The sequence below is a fragment of the Pyxidicoccus sp. M15 genome (genome assembly GCF_056858435.1).
In genome coordinates this window covers 4507262-4525427 of the sequence record NZ_CM166495.1, presented here as the reverse complement: position 1 = coordinate 4525427, position 18166 = coordinate 4507262, and the positions used below count along the sequence as shown (strand labels likewise).

The 18166-nt window shown below is 71.8% G+C and carries 19 protein-coding genes; 10 read left to right on the top strand and 9 right to left on the bottom strand.

All coding sequences use genetic code 11. The features are described from left to right. Positions 1-38: 38 nt before the first annotated feature. The 3 genes from ACX9TP_RS17055 to ACX9TP_RS17045 form a co-directional block, all read right to left on the bottom strand. On the bottom strand, positions 39-1463 hold the full coding sequence (locus tag ACX9TP_RS17055) for an FAD-binding oxidoreductase (RefSeq protein WP_482980784.1): 1425 nt from the start codon (positions 1461-1463) through the stop codon (positions 39-41). Beyond that, positions 1460-2017 carry a GTP cyclohydrolase I gene (gene folE, locus ACX9TP_RS17050; RefSeq protein WP_482982187.1) on the bottom strand — a complete coding sequence of 186 codons (558 nt, stop codon included), beginning with the start codon at positions 2015-2017 and terminating at the stop codon, positions 1460-1462. Before folE ends, ACX9TP_RS17055 begins: the two co-directional genes overlap by 4 nt. A gap of 107 nt (positions 2018-2124) precedes the next feature. After that, entirely contained in the window at positions 2125-2466 is a 342-nt protein-coding gene (locus tag ACX9TP_RS17045; RefSeq protein ID WP_482980783.1) for a Rieske (2Fe-2S) protein, read from the bottom strand. A gap of 160 nt (positions 2467-2626) precedes the next feature. Between ACX9TP_RS17045 and ACX9TP_RS17040 the strand changes: the two genes are divergently transcribed. The 7 genes from ACX9TP_RS17040 (at position 2627) to ACX9TP_RS17010 (ending at position 9605) form a co-directional block, all read left to right on the top strand. After that, on the top strand, positions 2627-3052 hold the full coding sequence (locus tag ACX9TP_RS17040) for a hypothetical protein (RefSeq protein ID WP_482980782.1): 426 nt from the start codon (positions 2627-2629) through the stop codon (positions 3050-3052). A gap of 76 nt (positions 3053-3128) precedes the next feature. Continuing rightward, the gene (locus ACX9TP_RS17035; RefSeq protein ID WP_482980781.1) at positions 3129-4487 is read left to right on the top strand and encodes a zinc-regulated TonB-dependent outer membrane receptor; all 1359 of its coding nucleotides are present in this window, start codon (positions 3129-3131) and stop codon (positions 4485-4487) included. Between the two features lie 25 nt (positions 4488-4512). Continuing rightward, positions 4513-5436: a metal ABC transporter substrate-binding protein gene (locus tag ACX9TP_RS17030; protein ID WP_482980780.1), complete on the top strand. Its 924-nt coding sequence runs from the start codon at positions 4513-4515 to the stop codon at positions 5434-5436. 4 nt (positions 5437-5440) lie between these two features. Beyond that, on the top strand, positions 5441-6310 hold the full coding sequence (locus ACX9TP_RS17025) for a hypothetical protein (protein WP_482980779.1): 870 nt from the start codon (positions 5441-5443) through the stop codon (positions 6308-6310). A gap of 16 nt (positions 6311-6326) precedes the next feature. After that, positions 6327-7118 carry a metal ABC transporter ATP-binding protein gene (locus ACX9TP_RS17020; protein ID WP_482982186.1) on the top strand — a complete coding sequence of 264 codons (792 nt, stop codon included), beginning with the start codon at positions 6327-6329 and terminating at the stop codon, positions 7116-7118. Next, on the top strand, positions 7099-7971 hold the full coding sequence (locus ACX9TP_RS17015; RefSeq protein ID WP_482980778.1) for a metal ABC transporter permease: 873 nt from the start codon (positions 7099-7101) through the stop codon (positions 7969-7971). Before ACX9TP_RS17020 ends, ACX9TP_RS17015 begins: the two co-directional genes overlap by 20 nt. A 152-nt stretch (positions 7972-8123) precedes the next feature. Next, positions 8124-9605 carry a hypothetical protein gene (locus ACX9TP_RS17010; RefSeq protein WP_482980777.1) on the top strand — a complete coding sequence of 494 codons (1482 nt, stop codon included), beginning with the start codon at positions 8124-8126 and terminating at the stop codon, positions 9603-9605. Positions 9606-9608: 3 nt separating this feature from the next. Here ACX9TP_RS17010 and ACX9TP_RS17005 read toward each other — a convergent pair whose 3' ends face one another. The 6 genes from ACX9TP_RS17005 to ACX9TP_RS16980 all read right to left on the bottom strand — a co-directional run bounded on the left by ACX9TP_RS17005 (position 9609) and on the right by ACX9TP_RS16980 (position 14282). Then, positions 9609-10157, bottom strand: a complete 549-nt coding sequence (locus ACX9TP_RS17005; RefSeq protein ID WP_482980776.1) for an isochorismatase family protein — start codon at positions 10155-10157, stop codon at positions 9609-9611. Between the two features lie 75 nt (positions 10158-10232). Then, a complete protein-coding gene (locus ACX9TP_RS17000; RefSeq protein WP_482980775.1) occupies positions 10233-10646 on the bottom strand; it encodes a MerC domain-containing protein in 414 nt (137 codons plus the stop codon). Continuing rightward, on the bottom strand, positions 10643-12376 hold the full coding sequence (locus ACX9TP_RS16995; protein WP_482980774.1) for an ATP-binding protein: 1734 nt from the start codon (positions 12374-12376) through the stop codon (positions 10643-10645). Before ACX9TP_RS16995 ends, ACX9TP_RS17000 begins: the two co-directional genes overlap by 4 nt. Positions 12377-12386: 10 nt before the next feature. Beyond that, positions 12387-12983: a hypothetical protein gene (locus ACX9TP_RS16990; protein ID WP_482980773.1), complete on the bottom strand. Its 597-nt coding sequence runs from the start codon at positions 12981-12983 to the stop codon at positions 12387-12389. Between the two features lie 90 nt (positions 12984-13073). Beyond that, a complete protein-coding gene (locus tag ACX9TP_RS16985) occupies positions 13074-13571 on the bottom strand; it encodes a hypothetical protein (RefSeq protein WP_482980772.1) in 498 nt (165 codons plus the stop codon). A gap of 276 nt (positions 13572-13847) precedes the next feature. After that, on the bottom strand, positions 13848-14282 hold the full coding sequence (locus ACX9TP_RS16980; protein ID WP_482980771.1) for a hypothetical protein: 435 nt from the start codon (positions 14280-14282) through the stop codon (positions 13848-13850). 248 nt (positions 14283-14530) lie between these two features. On the opposite strand from ACX9TP_RS16980, the gene ACX9TP_RS16975 reads away from it, so the two are divergent. The 3 genes from ACX9TP_RS16975 to ACX9TP_RS16965 all read left to right on the top strand — a co-directional run bounded on the left by ACX9TP_RS16975 (position 14531) and on the right by ACX9TP_RS16965 (position 18127). Beyond that, a complete protein-coding gene (locus ACX9TP_RS16975) occupies positions 14531-16003 on the top strand; it encodes a hypothetical protein (protein ID WP_482980770.1) in 1473 nt (490 codons plus the stop codon). A 98-nt stretch (positions 16004-16101) separates the two neighbouring features. Then, entirely contained in the window at positions 16102-16812 is a 711-nt protein-coding gene (locus ACX9TP_RS16970; RefSeq protein WP_482980769.1) for a Bax inhibitor-1/YccA family protein, read from the top strand. A 148-nt stretch (positions 16813-16960) separates the two neighbouring features. Beyond that, entirely contained in the window at positions 16961-18127 is a 1167-nt protein-coding gene (locus ACX9TP_RS16965; protein WP_482980768.1) for a lytic polysaccharide monooxygenase, read from the top strand. The last annotated feature ends 39 nt before the right edge of the window (positions 18128-18166 follow it).

Below are 18166 nucleotides of genomic sequence, written 5' to 3'. Positions count from 1 at the left end.
GGACGGCCCGACGAAAATGAGCCCGTTTCGGCTACGAATTAAGAACGCCTGGGCGCGGGGAAGATTTTCTCGGGATTGAGAAGCCCTGATGGGTTGAAGAAGCGCTGGAGCCGACGCTGCAATTCGATGAGCCCTGGCTGCTGCTCCAACGACAAATATTCCCGCTTGGCGTGGCCTACACCATGCTCGCCTGTGATCGTGCCGCCCAGCTCCACCGTCATCACCAGCATGCGGCGCAGGGCCTCCTCCACCAGCGGCCGTTGGTGCGGCCCCTCATAGAGGATGTTGGCGTGCAGGTTGCCGTCGCCCGCGTGGCCATACGTGGCCACGGTGAGGCCCAGCTCCACGCCCAGGGCCTTCAGCCGCTCGATGATTTCCGGAATCTTCGAGCGGGGCACGACGATGTCCTCGGAAATCTTGTGAGGTTTGAGAGCACGGAGCGCCGGGGAGATGGAGCGGCGCGCGGCCCAGAGCTTCTCGCGCTGGGCGTCGTCCTGGGCCGCCAGCGTCTGGGTGGCCCCCTGCTGTGTGCAGATGTCACCCAGCTGCGAGAGCTCGGCGAGCAGGCCGTCCTCGTTGTTGCCGTCCACCTCGGCGATGACGGCGGCGCCGGCCCCCGGCGGGAAGTGGAAGCCGCGGCCGTCCACCGCGCGCAGGGCCACGTCGTCGATGAGCTCCAGGCAGCGCGGGAGGATGCCGGCGGCGAGCACCGCGGACACGCCGCGCGCGGCCTGCAGGACGGAGGGGAAGACCACCAGGGCGGTCATCACCCTGCGGGGCAGGGGGATGAGCTGGACGGTGATTTCGGTGGCCACGCCCAGCGTGCCCTCCGAGCCGACGAAGAGGCCCACGAGGTCATAGCCGGCCACGCCCTTGATGGTGCGCCGGCCCACGCGGACGACCTCACCGTCCGGAAGCACCCACTCCAGGCCGATGACGTAGTCGCGCGTGACACCGTACTTCAGCGCGCGCGGGCCGCCGGCGTTCTCCGCGATGTTGCCGCCCAGCGTGCAGAACTCCCACGAGTTGGGGTCCGGCGGGTAGAAGAGGCCCACCGCCTCCACCGCCTTCATGAAGTCCCCCGTCACCACGCCGGGCTCCACCACCGCGGTGAGGTCCTCCACGGAGATGGAGCGGATGCGCTTCATGCGCTCCAGGCTCACCGCCACGCCGCCGCACAGGGGCAGCGAGCCCCCGCTCTTGCCGCTGCGCGCCCCGCAGGGCGTGAAGGGCACGCCGTGCGCGTTGCACACCTTGAAGACGGCGGACACCTGCTCCGTCGTCTCCGGGAAGACGACGGCGTCCGGCGGGTACACGCCGCTGTCCGACTCGTCGCGCGCGTAGGCGGCGAGCGTGTCCCCGTCGCGCCGCACCTGCTCCGGGGACAGCGAGCGCAGCAACTGTGCGCAGGCGCGCTCCACGCGCGCGAGCTCCACGCGGGTGAAGTGCGCGGGCGGGCTCATCGGCGGGTCCCCAGCCGCGCCCACAGCTCCCGGCGCAGCGCCCCGTCGCGCCGCAGGCCGCCCTCGTAGGCCTCCGCGTGGGTGACGGCGTCGCGCTGGTGGTCGCCGCGCAGCCGCATGCAGGCCTGCTCCGCTTCGATGATGCAGGCGGTGGCGGGGCTGCCGAGCACGCGGGCCAGCGAGCCGGCCACCTGCCTCGCCAGGTCCTCCTGGAGGATGAGCCGGTGCGCGAAGCAGTCCACCAGCGCCGACAGCCGGCCGAAGCCCACCACGCGCGAGCGCGGCACGTAGGCCACGTGCGCGCGCCCGGTGAAGGGCAGCAGGTGGTGCGGGCACATGGAGTGGAAGCGGAGGTCCGTCACCACCACCAATTCACCCGACGCGTCCTGCGGCGCGGGGAACGTCTCGCCCAGCGCCGCCTCGGGCGTGCGGGCATAGCCGTCGAGGAACTCGCTCACCCAGGCCTCGGCCACGCGCTCGGGGGTACCCTCGAGGTTGGGGTCCTGGAGCGGCAGGCCCGCGGCGCGCAGGAAGTCCTCCACCGCGCGGGCCATGGCGGCCCGGTCCGGGACGCTGGCGGAGGAAGGCTGGGCGGTGGCGCTCTTGCGGCGGGCTCGGGACGGACTCACGGGGCGGTCGCTCCTGGTGTGGGGGGCGGCGTTCAGCGGGCCGGGAAGCTACCCGATGCGGAGAGGAGGATGTGCTCGCCCTCCACTCGCACTTCGTAGATGCGGACCCCCTCGCCGGGTCGCCGCGAGCACTGCCCCGTCCGGACGTCGAACGGCCAGGCGTGCAGCGGGCAGTGCAGCACGTGGCCGTCCAGGTCGCCTTCCGACAGCGGACCGCCGCGGTGGGGACAGGTGTCGTCCAGGGCATGGAGGCGCCCCTCCACCCGGACGAGCGCCACCCGGGTGCCGCCCAGCGTCACCACCGCGCGCCCCCGGTCGTCCAGGTCCGCCAGCGTCGCCACCGGAATGAAGTCACCGTCCGGATGTCCTTGCATGCGCGGGTCTCCAACGCCTCGGGGCGCGTGACGCATCCCGCCGCCGTGAATGTGAATGGAGCCGGGGCCGGCACGTCCTTCTCCCTGAGCACGGTGTGATAGCTTGCCTTGACACTTCGAGGGGTCCGTCAGTACAGCACCCAGGCTCATCTCACGTCCGATGACCCGACACGCCCACACCTTCGTCCGCTACATCGCGACGCTGCTCGTCGCGCTCTGGGCGTGTCAGCCGGTGGGCGCACTGCTGCACGAGAAGGCGGCGCACGCGCACCGCTACTGCCCGCAGCACCAGACCTTCGAGGAGTCGGCGCGCGGCACGGGCTCGACGCTGTCCCGGCTGGCCGCCGCGCGCGGCCCCCAGCTGAGCGCCCTCCCCGACGCCGGGACGGACGCGACGGGCCCGCTGCACGAGTCCTGCCCGCTGCTCACGTCCAGCTCGCGCGACGACGTGTCCGCCTCGCGCCCGGAGGCCTTCTCACTGGAGCGGCTCGTGGTGTGCGCTCCCGCCACCGCGCCGCACCGGGGCTCCCCTCCCCTCGCCATCCTCGCCACCGCCCCCAAGGCGTCTCCTCCCGCGCGCGGCTGAAGTCGCGTCCTGTCGGCCCATCCCGCCTTTGGTCGACGTCCGCCCCACGGGGCGTCCGGTTCGAGGAGCATCCCAGGTGTCCACCGTGTCCAGGCGTCCCAGTGACGCCCTCATCGTCGTGTCCGTCGTCGCCCTCCTGTCCACCGCCAGCGCCGCGGCCCAGGAGCCGTCCCCCGCCCCTGAAGCCCCACCGCCCGCGGCCGAGGCGGGCCCTGCCGGGGAGGAGCCTCCCGCCGGGCTCAGCCCGGAGGAGCTGGAGGAAATCCAGAAGGCACTGGGCAGCGACGCGCAGGACGCGCAGCAGAACGCGCCCGCCGGCACCGCCAGCGCGCCGCAGTCCTCGCCCGGGGGCAACACGCTCGCCGTGCCCGGGCTGAACACCAGCGGCACCAACTTCCTGGACCTGAGCTTCATCCTCGACGTGGCCGGCGCGGCCTTCACCGCGAAGGAGCCCTTGCAGACGGGCGGGCATGACCCCACCCGCAACGGCTTCAACCTCCAGCAACTGGAGCTGTCCATCGGCTCGGTGGTGGACCCCTACTTCCGCTTCGACGCCAACCTCGTCTTCAGCCAGTTCGGCGTGGAGATTGAAGAGGCGTACGGCACCACGCTGGCGCTGCCCGCCAACCTCCAGGTGCGCGCGGGCCAGTTCCTCACGCGCTTCGGGCGCATCAACCCCACCCACCCGCATGCCTGGGACTTCGTGGACCAGCCGTTCGCCGTGGGCCGCGTCTTCGGCGGCGAGGGCAACCGCGGCCTGGGCACGGAGGTGTCGTGGCTCACGCCCCTGCCCTGGTACGTGGAGCTCATCGGCAGCGCCAGCGACGCCGTCGGCGAGAGCACCGCGCGCAGCTTCCTGGGCGCGTCCGCCGAGCGCGTGCTGTCGCCGCTGGACCTCCAGCTCACCGGCGTGGTGAAGCAGTTCTTCCCGCTGTCCGACAACCTGTCCCTCATGTGGGGAGTGTCCGCGGCCACCGGGCCCAACCCCACCGGCTACCGCAACCGCACGGACGTGTACGGCACGGACGTGTACCTGCGCTACCGGCCCATCACCGAGGCCAGCACCACGCTCGTCACCTTCCAGGTGGAGGGCTTCTACCGCCGCCGCCAGGTGCCCGGGGACGTGCTGACCGACTTCAACACCTACGCCCAGGCCGCGTGGCGCTTCTCCCAGCGGTGGGCCACCGCCCTGCGCTACGAGCTGGGCACGCCCGCCAAGGGTGAGGGCGGCGCCACCGTCGTCGACCCGCTGGACCCGGACTGGACGGAGGACCGCCACCGCGTCTCCGCCAACGTCACCTTCTGGCCCACCGAGTTCTCCCGCCTGCGCCTGCAGGGCGCCACGGACCGGGCCGGCTGGCAGCAGTCGCCGGAGTACTCGGTGTTCCTCGCCCTGGAGCTCGTCACGGGTGCCCACGGCGCCCATGCCTTCTGAACCCACCCACAGGAGCTCACGCCCCATGCGACACTTCCGTCTCCTCGCGGCCCTGTGCGCCGCCGTTTCACTCCTCGCCGCCGCGCCCGCGCGCGCGGCCCTCAACATCGTCACCACCGTGCCGGACCTCGCCGCGCTCGCCAAGGCGGTGGGTGGCGAGCACGTGCAGGTGCAGGCCCTGGCGCTGTCCAGCCAGGACCCGCACTTCGTGGACGCCAAGCCCAACCTCGCCCTGGCCCTCAACCGCGCGGACCTGCTCATCGCCATCGGCCTGGACCTGGAGATTGGCTGGCTGCCCACGCTGCAGCAGGGCGCTCGCAACCCGAAAATCCTGGTGAACAACCCGGGCTTCCTCAACGCCTCGCAGTTCCCCCGCATCCTGGAAATCCCCCAGGGCAAGGTGGACCGCAGCCTGGGTGACGTGCACCCGGGCGGCAACCCGCACTACCTCTATGACCCGCGGCAGGGGCTGGCGGTGGCGCGCGGCATCGCCGAGCGGCTGGTGCAGCTGGACCCGAAGAATGCCGCCGCCTACCGCGCCAACCTCGCGAAGTTCTCCGACGAGCTGGAGAAGGCGCGCGCGGGCTGGGAGAAGCGGCTGGCGGGCATGAAGGGCGCCCCCGTCATCGCGTACCACCGGACGACGGCGTACCTGGCGGACTGGCTCGGCTTCCAGCCCATCGCCTTCCTGGAGCCCAAGCCCGGCATCCCCCCCAACCCGTCCCACGTCGCCTCGGTGCTGGCGCAGGGCCGGCAGCAGAAGGCGCGCATGTTGCTCATCGAGAGCTACTACCCGGACACCACCGCGAAGCTCGTCGCCTCCAAGATTCCCGCCCCGCTCGTCACGGTGCACGGCGGCACGGACTTCCGCGCCGGTGAGACGTACCAGCAGCACATCGAAGAGCTGGTGGGGCGCATGGAGAAGGCGCTCTCCGGAAAGGGGGACTGACGCCATGCGGGCACGACTCGTCCTTTCCCTGCTGCTCCTGTCCGGCTGCGCGCTGGACGCCGGCGAGGGCTTCGCCGTGCTGGAGCCCACGGTGAGCGCCAGCTACACGCCCCTGGCCTCGCGCGAGGCGGGCAATGGCTTCCAGCAGCTCGCCTCCGACTTCCAGGTGCGCCTGGACGCCGCGGCCCTGGGCATCTCCCACGTGGAGCTGCTCGGCGCCGCCAGCAGCGGCAGCGGTGGCGGCGGCGGGGGGACGTTCGACCCGGCCAACCCTCCGCCCGGCTACGGCCTGTGCCACGGCGGGCACTGCCACCGCGATGACGGCGCGCTGGTGGACTACGAGGACATCCAGGCGGAGCTCGACGGCGGCGGGGGCGCGACGTCCTCGCTGGCGGCCGCGCTGCACGTGGACGCGGAGCTGGACCTGGTGGCCTCGCAGACGCTCACGCCCGAGTGCGAGCCGGACTGCGAGCTGCCGAAGGGCACCGTGACGACCGCGCGCTGGGACGTGATGGCCGTGCGGCTCCAGGGCGTGGTGAGGGACCACCGCGCCACGCCGCGCTTCGTGGGCGAGCGCCCCTTCCGCCTGGACCTGGCGGTGGAGGGCGACGAAGAGGAGGCCGAGCCGCTGGTGGAGCTGAGCGGGGCGCTGGACCTCCCCTCGGACCGTGAGCACGAGCCGAACGTGAAGCTGGCGCTGGCCCTGACGATGTCCCCCACCCTCTTCGACGGGCTGGACTGGGCGGCCGCCACGCCCGGCGCCGACGGCGTCGTGGACCTGGGCGCCCCCCAGAACGAGGCCCTGCGCAAGCAGCTGCTGGAGGCGCTGGCCGCGCTGAAACCCGAGGCGGAGGTGAGCCGTGAAGACCGCTGACCCGACGGACCCCTTGATGGCCGCGCACGAGGTGCCGCCCACCTTCACGCCCGGCGAGCCGCTGCTCACGTGCGAGAAGCTGGTCATCGGCTACAACGACAAGGCCATGCTGCCGCCCATCGACATGGTCATCCGGCGCGGCCAGTTCGTGGCGGTGGTGGGCCGCAACGGCTCCGGCAAGAGCACCTGGTTCAAGACGCTGCTGGGGATGCTCCCGCCCGTGTCGGGCGAAATCCGCAACAGCTCTCCGCGGATGCGCAGCGCATACGTGCCGCAGTCGTCCGCCATCGACTCGCTGCTGCCGCTGCGCGCGCGCGAGCTGGCCAGCTGGGGCCGGCTGCGCGGGTGGAGCTTCCTGTGGCCCTTCCCCCGGAAGGTGGACCGCGACGCGGTGGAGCACGCGCTGGAGACGGCGGGCGCCAAGGCCATTGCCCCGCGCCCCTACCGCGAGCTGTCGGAGGGCCAGAAGCAGCGCACGCTGCTGGCGCGGCTCATCGCCACGGAGGCGGACCTGGTGCTGCTGGACGAGCCCACCGCCGCCATGGACGCCGTCGCCGAGCGCGAGACGATGCAGCGGCTGTGCTCGCTGGCGCGCAAGCGCGGCCTGGGCGTGGTGGTGGTGGTCCACGACCTGGAGGTGGCCGCCGAGCACGCCGACATCCTGTTCTTCGTGGACCGGGAGACGTCCGCCTTCGTGGTGGGCGATGCGCAGACGGTGTTCTGCCACCCCGCCTTCCGCCGCCAGTACGGCGACGAGTACTGCCAACGCGCACCCAAGGGACCCCACCGTGGAAACGACGCTCGCTGAACCCTCCAAGTGGCAGGAGTTCCTGGCGGGGTTCGAGCTGTTCCGAGACCCGCTGCTGTGCGCCCTCATCGCCGGGGGCGTGCTGGGCTTCTTGAGCGTGTACGTGGTGCTGCGGCGCATGGTCTTCGTGAGCGCCGCGGTGGCCCAGTCCGCGGGCCTGGGCGTGGCCCTGGCCTTCTTCGCGAGCATCCACCTGGGCGTCCACGTGGAGCCCGTGCTGGGCGCCACCACGATGGCGCTCGCCGCCACGCTGCTCCTGATGACCGAGCCCACCAAGCTGAAGCTGACGCGCGAGGGCCTGCTCGGCCTGGCCTACGCCCTGGCCGGCGGCGCGGCGATTCTCGTGGGTGACCGCATTGCCCAGGAGGCCCACGACATCCAGGGCATCCTCTTCGGCACCGCGGTGCTGGTGACGCCGGAGCAGCTGCACACCGTGGCGATTGCCGGCGGGCTGGTGATGGTCATCCACCTGTGGTGGTACCGGGGCATCACCTTCGCCAGCTTCGACCGCATCGGCGCCCACGTGCAGGGGCTGCCGGTGCGCCTGCTGGACGGCGTCCTGATGGTCTCCATTGGCGTCATGGTGGGCGTGTGCGCCCGCGCCCTGGGCGCGCTGCCGGTGTTCGCCTTCTCCACACTGTCCGCCATCGCCGCGCTGATGCTGGAGCTGCGGCTGCCGGCGACGTTCTTCGTGGCCACCCTCGCGGGGGCCATCTCCGGCGTGGGCGGCTACCTCTTCGCCTACTTCTACGACTTCCCGGTGGGCGGCTCTCAGACGGTGCTCGCCGGAGTGCTGGTCGCCGTGGCCATGGCGGCGCGGAGCCTGATGCGGCTCGTGCAGCGGACGGCCTGAGCGGGACGCGGGCGCCGTCAATCCGGCGCCCGCCCCGGGTCGGGTCCGCACCAGGACGACACACCGCGGCCTTCGCGTGGCCCGATATACGACGCTCGTCGTAGCGTTTCATCGGCAGACCGCGCGTTCGGTCCCAGGCCGGAGGGGCTTCCATGAATGTCCGTTGGTTGATGCCGTGGCTGGTGGTGTTGGCGGTGGGCTGTGCACATGCGCCCAAGGCGGCGACGCCGGAGCAGCCGAAGTTCGAGCACGTCTTCCAGAAGCCACTGGCCGAGGCGTTGGCCGCGACACGGGAGCTGCTGGCCTCGAGGGGCTACACCTTCGAGGAGACGCAGGACGCGAGCCAGCTGCTCACCACCTGGGAGAAGCCGGACCGCGTCGGTACGGGAGACATGACGTTCTCCCGCTACCTGGTGACGGGCATCGCCGTGGGCCCCCGCCAGTCCGTGGTCCGCATCTTCCGCATGAAGTTCCACGCCATCAGCAATCCAGCCACCAGCCGCAACCCGTGGTGGAAGGTCCTCCGGGAACGGGCCGAGCTGACCCACGACAGGCGCTACGACGTCACCGTCGTCAACGACCCGAGCGACGGCATCCCGGCCGAGATGCGGATGGCGACGCGCGGCGACCGTGACTTGGACCTGGAGAAGGAGCTCACCCTTCGCCTGGAGTCCGCGCCCTCGCTCGAGGTGCTGAGCGGCAACGTGTACCAGGCCCCGGTGCCCACGCCCGTGCGGGACGCAGGCTTCTATCTCGCCCGCTGGCATGACACGACGCCAGCGCCGGGCCAGTGCGGCGAGGCCGTGCGGGGCCTGGGCGAGCTGACGATTCCGGGGCTCACGCTGCTCGTCGGCGAGCAGCTCGGCTCGCGCGAGATGCCCGCGGTGGTGGGCAACGTCGTCTGCCAGATGGCCGAGGCGGGACTGCCGGTGGTGCTCGGCCTGTCCATCCCGAAGACGGAGCAGGAGCGGGTGGACCGCTACCTCGCCAGCCCCGGCGCGCCGGTGGACCAGGACGCGCTGCTGGAGGGCCGCTTCTGGACGCGGCCCTACCAGGATGGCCGCAGCAGCCGCGCCATCTTCGACCTCATCGACCGCGTGCGCGCCATGCGGGCCGCGGGCCTGCGCGTGACGCTGGTGGCCTATGACACGGACACCGCCTGGGCCAGCGAGCGCGACGCCGAGCTGGCGAAGGTGTGGACCGCGCGGCGCAAGGCCCACCCCGACGAGCTCCACGTCATCCTCGCCGGCAACGCGCACACGCGCACCGTCACGGGCGCGGCGTGGGACCGCGACTTCACGCCCATGGCGTACCACCTGAAGAAGGGACGGCTGGTGGTGCTGGAGATGAGCTACGCGCAGGGCACGCGCTGGGGCTGTGACTTGAACCGCGCCGGCAAGCTCCAGTGCGGCTACATCGGCGCGACGCCCTCGGAGCGGGTGGCCGCGCAGCCCGGGCAGACGCCGTACGTGCAGCGCTTCGAGTCCTCCACGGACGAGGGCATCGACGGTCTGCTCTACGTGGGCCAGCTCACGCCGTCGCTGCCCGCCATCTCCAAGGACACGCTGCCGCCTCCGCCGTCCGGACTCGGCCCGCTGCCGGCGCCGCAGGCCGACAAGCCGCCCATGTTCTAGGCGTCAGCGGACCGCCGCGGAGACCTTCTTGAACTCGGGCGTGCCCGCACGCTCGAGCAAATCGAACAGCGCGGCCTCCACGGTGACGACGTGGGCGCCCGCGTCGCGGCACAGCTCCAGCCCCACCCGGCGGTCCTCCACCGAGCGGGACAGCACCGCGTCCGCCAGCAGGAAGGGGGACAGCCCACGCTCGGCCAGGTCGCGCACCGTCTGGAAGACGCAGATGTGCGCCTCCATGCCGGCCACCAGCACCTGGCGCCGGTTGCCCAGCGCGGCCAGCGCCTCCGGTACGGCCGCGCTGAACTCCATCTTCTCCACGGGCTTCACGTCCCCCAGCCGCATGCGCACCAGCGAGTGCGTGGGGCCCAGCCCCTTGGGGTACTGCTCGGTGAGGAGGATGGGGAGGCCGAGCGCGCGCGCCCCTTCGATGGCGGCGTTGGTGCGCATGAGCATCCGGTCCAGCGCGTCCCGGTCCATGGCGGCGCACAGCCGCTCCTGGATGTCCACGACGAGCAGCGCGGCCTGGTCCAGCTTGAGGCGGAAGGTGGGCATGCCCCCTCCTCGCGCGAACCCGTCCGGCCCGTCAAGCGGCGGCAGCGGGACACCGCCCGCGGAGGACGCTCCCGCTCACCGCGCTTCGGGAGGGCAACAGTCGCGGCACAGCGCGCGGTTGCGCCCGTGGGCCACCGCCATCACCCCTCCGCCCAGCAGCGTGAGGACCGTCTCCCACGGGCCGTCGGCCCCTTCCGGGACGAGGAAGGCCCCGCCCGCGAGCAGCGCCACGCCCAGCGCGGCGAGCCCCGGTGCGGAGATGCGGCGGTGGTGGCGCCACCCTGGGACGAAGGAGGCCAGCGCGCTCGCGACCACCAGCGCGAGGAGCCAGCGGTGGAGGGACTCGGTCCCCAGCACCCCGGCGACAGCCACCGGAAGCACGCCCAGCACCAGGGGCAGCAGCACGCAGTGGAGGATGCACAGCGCGGAGAGCAGCTGGCCCACGCCATCCCAGCGAGAGCGCGCGGGCGTCGTTTGCGAAGCGGTCAACACGACACCTTCTCCAGGGGCCGGGGGACCGCGCTCTCGACGTCAGGCACGGCCGCGAGCTCCGACGGGCGGACCAGGCGCAGCACGCGGCCCCGTCCGGCGATGAACAGCCGGGCGCGGCGCAGCTCCGGCAGGTGTGGGTCCGCGTCGCGCCAGCATTCGAGGAAGGCGGTGAACGCCGCCACCGCCTCTTCCCACGCGCCCAGCGCCACCAGCACCTCGGCGGACAGCAGGCGGGCGTGGCCACAGCCGGGCCGCTCCGACACCAGCGTCCGCGACAGCTCCAGCGCCCGGTCCTCGCGGTCCGAGTGCAGCCGCAAGCGGGCCAGGGCCTCGCGTGCGGGACGGGAGAAGGGCATGGGGCCGGCGGCGCGCAGGCGGCGCTCCAGGCGCAGGGCGCGCGTCAGCGTGGCCTCGGCGCGGCCCGCGTCACCCCGGCGGGCCTCCAGCGCGCCGCGCAGCTCATGAGCGGCCACCTCCACCACCCGGGCCACGTCGCGAGGACAGAGGGCGCGGCCCTCCGAGCGGCGCTCCTCCGACAGCGGCGGGTGGAGCGCGTCCAGCGCGTCACAGGCGTGCTCCACCGCGGGCAGTCGCCCGGCCTCCAGCGCGCTCAGGCCCCGCGTGTAGTGGCGCACGCCGTCGCGCAGGGCCCGGTCGGCCAGCGTGGCGGAGTCCGGCAGCTCCATGGGCACGTCCGCCGCCGCGCGCCAGAAGCCGAAGCGCAGGTGCGCGGACACCATGGAGAGGGAGGCGAAGAGCACCGCCTGCGGCTCGCTCCCCGCCCCTTCCACGCGGTGCCGGAGGCGCCGGGCCCAGGACTGGGCATCGGTGTACCGCCCCGCCTCCGCGCAGCCCTGGCCGAGCAGCCGCATGGCGGCCTCCGCGCTCGGGGCCATGGGGGCGGGCAGCGACTCGCGCGCGAGGTACGCATCGTCCGCGGCCACCGCGGCCTCCAGGGCCCGGCGGGCCTCGTCTCCCCGGCCCACCCGCAGCAGCAGCCGGCCCGCGGTGAGCAGCGCCGGGCTGGCCGCGGGGGCGAGCTCCACCAGCTTCCGCGCGCTCTCCAGCGCCACCTCGGGCCGCGCGCTGTGCAGCATGGCGCTCACCCACGCGTGGTGCACGCCCGCGTGGTCCGGGTGCGTGCGCAGCAACTCGCGCAGCAGGGCCTGCGCATAGGGCTGGCCCTGTCCGGGGCGGCCGTCCGCCTCGTAGCCATCCACGAGGAAGCCGGCCAGCAGCAGCCGCGCCTCGACGTCCTCGGAGTAGCGGTCCACGAGGCACTCCATGTCCCGCACGAAGGCATGGCGGCCATTGGAGGGGCCCTTGTCCGCGAGCAGGCTGGCGGCGACGACGTAGCGCTGCTCCAGGTCGGAGGTGCCCTCACTCAGCGCCAGCGCGCGGCGGATGGCCTCCGCGCGAGGGGCGGCGAAGCGGGCGCCGGCGCCCCGCGTGAGGGCCAGGCCCCACCACGCCATGGCCAGCTCGGAGTCCCTCCGGGCCGCCTCGGCGAAGGAGCGGCGGGCCTCCGGGCCCCACCCCAGGTGCAGCAGGCGCAGGCCCTGGTCGAAGTACGCCTGCGCCAGCGGCTCGCGGGTGTGCACCGGCAGGTGCGCGGTGCCCAGGCCCTCGCGCAGCGGAGGCGGCGGCAGGGACTCGTCCGCGACGTCCTCCCACGGAGTCTGCACATAGACGGACGGCTCGTCGGCTCGAAGAAGTCGCGCCAGCATGATGTGCTCCTCAGGCCCCGGAGACCGGGGAGAGACAGGCATTCAATCCAGAGTCCAATGCACCGATGCGAGAACCGAGACGCCTCCAGGCCGCGGACAGCGCCTCCGCCGCGACGGGAGACGCCTTCCGGCGCGCCGCCAGACACGTGCGGCGCCAGCCAATCCCCAGCTCCCGCGCCACCCACTCCTCATGGCCGGCGAGCCACCCGGCCAGCGACGCCAGCACGACACGAGCCCCGCGATTCTGCTCCGCGGTGACGGGCTCGCGCCACGGCCCTAATTCCTGCGCTTGAAAGGCAGGTTTGCGTGGCGCCGCTTCCAGCAGGCGCGGAGAAAAACCGTCCCTCGCAACGAAGACGGCATCCCCGCACTCACACAGCACCCCGAAGCCCCACAACACCAGACGCCCCGCGCCCTGCATATCCATCGAGTATGCGCTCTGCCCGTCGACACCCTCGGGACGCGCGTGGCGCACGAGCCCACGGCGAAGGAGGAGGTTTCCCTCGGGGCAGCACACGTCCCGGCCGAGGCACCACATGGAGACGTCGAACAGACGCGCTCCCTCATGGCGCAGCTCGTCGGGCAGTACGGAAGTGGCACGCATCATCAATTCCTCAATTCCTCACACGATGGCGGGGCTGGCGCGCCCACCCACCCCCCCGCGGGGACAGGTGGGCGCGCCGCGTCGGGGGGGGGACTACTCCTCGTGGTCGTGGCCCTCGTGCGAGAACTCCTCGATGACGAGTGAGACGGTCGCCGTGGAGGTGGGGCCGAAGGTCAGCGTATGGGTGCCCACCGTCAGGGGAACCACGTAGCGGCCCTTGATTTCGGTGCACTCGGAGGAGCTCGTCGTGCGCTCCTCGATTTCCATCTCGGTGCCGCTGGAGTTCCGGATGACGAGCGGCACGTCCACGTTGGTGAAGAACACGTAGTCGGTGGCCTCGGCCGCGGCGAAGGACACGGAGCCCGTCTTGCCGCCCGTGCCGTCCACGAGCGTGACGTCGTAGCGACGGTGGTCATTGCCCACGCTCGGCGGCGTGCCGGTGGTGGTGGCGGTGAGGGCGACGGCCGGCCCCTCCTGGAGGTGCTCGCATCCCTCGACGTCCGCGCTCTCCTCCCCTTCTTCGTCGTCTCCGCAGGCGGTGGCGAGCAGGGCGGTGGACATCAGGAGGGCGGCAAGGAGCTTCTTGTTCATGGTGTAACTCCACGGGTGGTTGTACTGCGATTGCGCCACGCCTCCACGCCGCGCCGGACACCGCCGATGAAGGCGGCGCCAGCGCGGACGCGGCGGGCATGGAAGGATCAGACGTCTGCGCGAGGCGGTGGGCGCGAGAGGGCGTCAGTCCACGACACGGTGGAGCCCCGGTCCTCGCGCCCCATGCGGAGCGGGACGAGGACATGGGACTTCACGTGTCGACGGACACCACACGACACGGGCGTGCCGGGTGAGGAGGAGACGCGCTCCCGACTCTCACGCGCGAGGCGGAGAGGCCTTGGGAGCGAGGTGCAGCCGCGCGACAGGCTCCGCGTGGAAGCGGAACACCGCCAGCGCGGGCGCGGAGCGGATGGACACCACCGGAAGGACGACGGTGGCCTTCGCCGGAGGCAGGACCTCACGACGGATGAAGGCCTGGGCGCAGTGCGCGTCCACGGCGTGCGCGTCGACGACGTCCGCACGGGAGGCGACACGGGCATCGTCGAAGGAGACCTCGACCTGCCCGGAAGCGTGCTCGCCACCCTCTCCCACGTGAACCAGCTCGCCGTGCTCCAGGCACGTGGCGTGCTGGACGAGGGCGAAGTGCATGACGCTCCCCACGTACGCCAGTGCGCACACGAGCACGAGCGGCAGCGCCAGGAGGCGCGACCGGACGAGACTCACGGGCAGGGGGCGGGTGGAAGGGCTCACGTCAGCAGGTTCCCAGGTGATACGGGATTGCGTTTTGTAAACGATACGTGAGGTTCGCGCAAGTCATACCCTCGCATGTGTTTCACACGGCGCAACCCTTCGCACCCGGCTTCACCGGAGCGTCCGGGTCCACGCTGACCACTCGGGAAGGCGTCGGCATCTCCGGGCGGATGGACCGGTGAACCCGTGTAGGCGTAGGGTTCGCGCGCCCCGGGGAGGCCCGGGCGATTTTTCGAGGACAGGACTTCGTGCAAGAGCTCATCGACGTGCTGCGGAGCCAGGCGCGCCACATCGCGCCCGAGCTGGCCCAGCTCGCGTACAAGCGGGGCCTGGCGGTGACGCAGAAAGATGGCACCACCCGGCCCATCCCCATCACCGCCACCCCCGTGGTGCTGGACGCGGCGGAGATTCGCCGCCGTGCCGAGCTGTCCGCCCGCCTGTCGTCCGCCACCGTGAAGATGGCGCGCGCGATGCTGGACGGCTCCGACGCGGAGGAATTGCTGGGCGCCCTCTCTCCGCTCGAGCGCTCGCTCGCGGAGCGCACCTGGCGTCAGTCCACCCGCCTGGCCACCACGCGGGTGGACTACTTCGTCGCCGGCGGCAAGCCGTGGGCGCTGGAGGTCAACGCCACCATCCCCGCCATGCAGGGGTACTCCGACATCGCGGCGCGCACCTTCATCGAGGTGGTGGGCCGCTACTTCCGCTATCCGGAGAAGGCGCTGCACACGCTGCTGAGCCTCAACGGCAGCAACGCGCTGGCGCTGTACCGCTCGCTGCTGGACGGGTACGCGGCGGAGCGCAACGGGAAGATGCCGGACACGGTGGCGCTGCTGTGCCGCCGCAACGACGCGCAAATCACCGAGCTGCGCTGGCTGTGCGAGCGCTTCCGCGAGTTCGGCGCGGACGCGGACGTGGTGCACCCGGACGAGGTCTCCGGCGACGACGCCTTCGAGGTGCGCGGCAAGAAGTACGACCTCGTGTACCGCCACCTCTTCGTGCGGCGGCTGGAGGAGACGCCCTCGCCGTGGGTGGAGGACTTCGTGGGGACGGTGCCAGGGAAGAAGGCCGTGTTCCTCAACCCGCCCGCCTCCCAGGTGGAGGTGAAGACCACCTTCGCGCGCCTGTCCCAGGCGGTGTCCGAGCCGAGCCTCGCCGAGGCCGCGGGCCTCACGGCGGACGAGCTGGAGGCGGTGCGAGCCTCGGTGCCGTGGACGCGCGTGTTCCGCCCCGGCCCCGCGGTGGGCCCCGACGGCGAGCGCACCGAGGACGTGGTGGCCCTGGTGGCCGCGGACCCGAAGCGCTTCGTGCTCAAGCGGGCGTGGGACTACGGCGGCAAGGCGGTGTTCCTGGGCCGCTCGGCGGGCACGGTGCCCTACACGGAGCGCGTGAAGGCCGCCTATGGCGAGCTGCTGGGCTGGCCGGAGCTGTGCGCGCGCGCCGCGGCGGACCCCGCGGGCGGCGGCTTCGTGGTGCAGGAGGTGGTGGACTCGCCGCCCGAGGACCACCTGCTCTGCGAGCCGACCGGCACGGTGCTCCCCGCGTCCTTCTTCGTGGACTACTCGGCGTATGCGTCGGTAGGGCTCGCTCGCCAGCCTGCCTGGGGCGGGGTGTGTCGGGGCTCCATGTCGGAGATCGTCAACATCGTCGGCGGCGGCGGGGTGCTGCCGCTCATCACCTCGGAAGTGGCCTCCAAGCTTTTGCTGGCATGGAAGGCCATTTAAGGGGTTTCACACGAGCCGGTGCGCGCGCATGACGCGGCCGGACACGCTATAAAGGCTTCGCCGCCGGGCCCGTCCCGGCTTGAAAGGAATCACAGTCCATGGCCTGGGAAACTTCCGGATGGCAGACGGCTGAGCGCGCGCCGGTCGACGCCGTGCTGGTGCAGGAGTCGCAGCGCGCCTTCATGACGCGCGTGCACGGTTGGATGTTCGGTGGGCTGATGGTGACCGCCATCATGGCCCTGGTGACGGTCAGCAACGAGCCGCTGCTGCGCGCGGTCATCAACTGGCGCATGCCCCTGCTGCTGGTGCAGTTCGGCGTGGTGCTCGGGCTGTCCTTCCTGGCTCCCCGCCTGTCGGGGGCGGTCGCCGCGGCGATGTTCCTCGGCTACTCGGCGCTCACGGGGATGACGCTGTCCATCTTCTTCCTCATCTACACCGCGGGCAGCATCGCCCAGGCGTTCTTCCTGACGGCGGGCGTCTACGGCGCCATGTCCATCTACGGCACCGTCACCAAGAAGAACCTGGGCGCCTGGGGCACGTTCCTCTTCATGGGCCTCGTCGGCGTGGTGCTGGCCAGCGTGGTCAACCTCTTCATGCGCAGCGACGCGGTGTCCTTCGTGGTGGCGTGCGCGTCCGTCCTCGTCTTCGCGGGCCTGACGGCGTACGACACCCAGAAGCTGCGGGAGATGCACGCCGGCACGGGCTACAGCAGCGCCGCCACGGTGAGCATCGTCGGCGCGCTGACGCTCTACCTGGACTTCATCAACCTGTTCATCGCCCTCATGCGGCTGCTCGGCAAGCGCCGGTAGCCACCGAGCACCCTCGCGGTACACGAGAAGCCGTGGCGCGGGCCCTTCCGGGGGCGGCGCCACGGCTTCTTCGTTTTTTGCAACCCGATGACCCGAAGTCCGGCGCGGCCCCCTCCTCTCCCTCGCGCAGTCCGCACAGGAGGAAGGGATGTTCCCAGCAATCCGGAAGTCGCTTGCGTCATGGCTCGTCGTGTCGAGTGTGCTGTCCGCCAGCCCCGCCCTGGCGCATGGCTCCATGGAGGTGCCTCTCAGCCGCGTCTACGGCTGCTTCAAGGAAGGGCCGGAGACGCCGAAGTCCGCCGCGTGCAAGGCCGCCATCCAGGCGGGAGGAACCCAGGCGCTCTACGACTGGAACGGCGTGCGCCAGGGCAATGCGAATGACAGGCACCGCGACATCATCCCGGACGGGAAGCTGTGCAGCGCGGCGAACGAGAGCCACAAGGGGCTGGACCTGGCGAGGACGGACTGGCCGTCCACGCTCATCGCCCCGGACGCCAGCGGGCGCTTCGAGTTCGTCTTCCATGCGACGGCGGTCCACGCCACGGGGTACTTCCGGCTCTACGTGACGCGGGAGGGCTACAACCCCGCGCTGCCGCTGAAGTGGTCGGACCTGGAGGCGAATCCCTTCTGCACGGTGACGAACGTCTCCGCCCAGAACAACCGCTACCGGCTGAGCTGCCCGTTTCCGCAGGGGAAGACAGGCGCGCACGTCGTCTATGGCATCTGGCAGCGCTCCGACAGCCCGGAGGCGTTCTATGCCTGCACCGATGTGCGGTTCAGCGACACGCCGCCTCCGCCCGTTGCGTGGAAGGAGCTGGGACAGCTCCAGGCCCGCGAGGACCTGCCCTCCGGGAGCAAGGTGACCTTCCGCCTGTTCGACGCCGCGGGCGGTGACGTGGAGTCCCATGTCCTGGCGCTGGACGGCGCGGCGAGCCCGGCGGCGAGCTGGATGTACCGGCTCGCGCAGCGGGTGACGACGGGCTCCAGCCGCGTGCAGGTGGGCGTGCTCCAGACGACGGGGAGCGTCGTCCCCGTGGAGAGCGCGACGGCCAACCGCGTCTACGCGCGCGAGACGGGCTACACGTTCCAGCTCGACGTGGAGAAGCCCTCCAGCGGCGGAGATGGCGGCACGGCTGCGTACAAGTACCCGGCGGGCCTCTCCAGCTACACGGCGGGGACCGTGGTGGAGGGCACGGACGGACGGCTCTACCGCTGCAAGCCCTTCCCCTACTCCGGCTGGTGCAAGGGCGCTGCATCGCACTACGCGCCGGGAACGGGGAGCCACTGGCAGGACGCCTGGGAGCTCGTGCCCTGAAAGGCGCTCGCCGCGGGTGACGGTGGGCTGAAGGCCACC